The sequence below is a fragment of the Segeticoccus rhizosphaerae genome (assembly GCF_009192725.1).
In the GTDB taxonomy this organism is placed as follows: Bacteria; Actinomycetota; Actinomycetes; order Actinomycetales; family Dermatophilaceae; genus Segeticoccus; species Segeticoccus rhizosphaerae.
Genome location: NZ_VOHR01000480.1, coordinates 1 through 2,042 on the forward strand (window position 1 = coordinate 1; position 2,042 = coordinate 2,042).

Here is a 2,042-nt window from a genome sequence, read left to right on the forward strand (position 1 = left end):
CCCCGTGGAACGTCTCGGGGTGCACCGCGCTCACGCCGCGATGGCCCGGGTGCGCGCCGACCTCGAGGGGCGCGCCACCCGCTCGGTCGTGATGTCGCATGCCTTCGTGACCGGCGGAGCCTCCAGCGACTCCGAGCGCGACATCAGCGTCGGCGGCGTGAGCGCGGTGCACCCCGAGACGTTCCACGGGGTCGACTACGTGGCGCTGGGGCACCTGCACGGACCGCAGCGGGTCACCGACTCCGTGCGCTACTCCGGGTCACCGGTCGCCATGTCGTTCAGCGAGGCCGACCACACCAAGGGTTCATTCCTGGTCGACCTGTCCGGCGCCGAGCCGATGGTGACCGCGATCGAGGCGCCGGTGGCCAAGCCACTGGCCAGGCTGCGCGGCACGCTCGAGGAACTGCTCGCCGATCCTGCCCACACCACCGCCGAATCGGCTTGGTGCCAGGTCACTCTCACCGACCAGACGCGCCCTCGGGGCGCGATGGAGCGGCTGCAACGCCGGTTTCCCGGCACGTTGTCGTTGCAGTTCGACGGGCCGACGCCGCTCTCGCAGGCACGGTCCTATGCGGGCCGACTGCGCCGGCGCGACGACCTCGAGGTCTGCTGTGACTTCCTCGAGCACGTCCGTGGTGGCGCCGGTGCCGACGAGACCGAGCGGGCGCTGCTGGCCGAGGCGGTGGAGCAGTCGCGGCGCGAGCGCAGCCGCCGTGACGACGAGGGAGCAGCCGGGACCGATGGTGCGTCCGAGGTGGGCGCCCGGTCGGGCGATCGGGGCGTGGCATGAAACTGCACCGGCTGAGCATGACCGCATTCGGGCCGTTCGCGGGCACCGAGACCGTCGACTTCGAGGACCTTGCCCAGGCCGGCCTCTACCTGATCCAGGGCCCCACCGGGGCCGGCAAGACCAGCATCCTCGACGCGATCTGCTTCGCCCTGTATGCCGCGGTGCCCGGCTCGCGCGCCGGTTCCCGCGGCACCCTGCGCAGCGACCACGCAGCAGCAGGCACGGTCCCACGGGTCGAGCTCGAGCTGACGGTCAGAGGGCGGCAGATGAGGATCACCCGCAGCCCCGCCTTCAGCCGGCCGAAGATGCGGGGCGAGGGTGAAACCACCCTGCAGGCCACGGTGCTGCTGCAGGAGCTCGTCGGCGACGAGTGGACCACCAAGGGCACCCGACTCGACGAGGTGGCCCAGGTCGTCGACGACGTCGTCGGCCTCGGTCTCGAACAGTTCGTCAAGGTGGTGCTGCTGCCGCAGGGCGAGTTCGCTGCCTTCCTGCGTGCGACGCCGGAGGACCGTAGGGGGCTGCTGGAGCGGCTCTTCGACACCAGCCGCTTCACCGACGTCGAGGACTGGCTGGCGACGCGTCGTCGCGAGTCGGCCGCAAGCGTCGAGTCCGCCCGGACCGAGCTGCGGGCGGGCCTGCAGCGGGTCGACGACGTCCTGGGCGATCTCGACCCTCTCGGGCCGGCGGAGACGACGGCCGGGTCCGGTCCTGGTGACGACGCCACGGGGCTGACGGTCGGCCCGGCCGAGGAGGAGCTGTCACCGCCGTGGTCGGAGCTCGACGCCCGCCAGGTCGGCCAGGAGCTCGACGGCAGCGTTTCCCGCGTCGTGGACCTGGCCAGCATCGCGCTGGCGCGGGCCGACCACGCCGCCGGTGAACGCGACCGTGCATCGGCCAGGCTCGCTGATGCCGAGCGGACCGACACGTTGCAGGCCCGCGCCAGGCAGGCGCAGGACACCCTGGCCGCGGTCGCCGAACTGGCGGGGCAGCGTGACCTGAGTGCGCAGATCCTGGAGCAGGCCCGTCGGGCTCGGGAGCTCGCGGCCCACCTGAGCGGCCTCGACACGGCGACGACGGAGGCGGCCGACACCGAGCGGCGAGAGGCCGCCGCCCGGGCGGCCGTGGCCGAGGTGTGCCGCGCCCTCGCCGAGCCGGACGACGGGACCGACCTGCCCGCGGTGCGCCTCCTCGCCGAAGAGGTCGGCTCGGCGGCAGCCGCCCTCACCCGCGCGGGGGCCGCCCTCGACCG

Annotated in this window: 2 protein-coding genes; both read left to right on the forward strand. The window is 73.4% G+C overall.

Translation table 11 applies throughout. The features are described 5' to 3' along the window. Positions 1–790 (forward strand): exonuclease SbcCD subunit D (locus FRW57_RS20840; RefSeq protein WP_203230466.1); only part of this gene is annotated, 790 nt, incomplete at its 5' end. A 17-nt stretch (positions 791–807) separates the two neighbouring features. Continuing rightward, positions 808–2,042 (forward strand): AAA family ATPase (locus tag FRW57_RS20845; protein ID WP_162529449.1); only part of this gene is annotated, 1,235 nt, incomplete at its 3' end.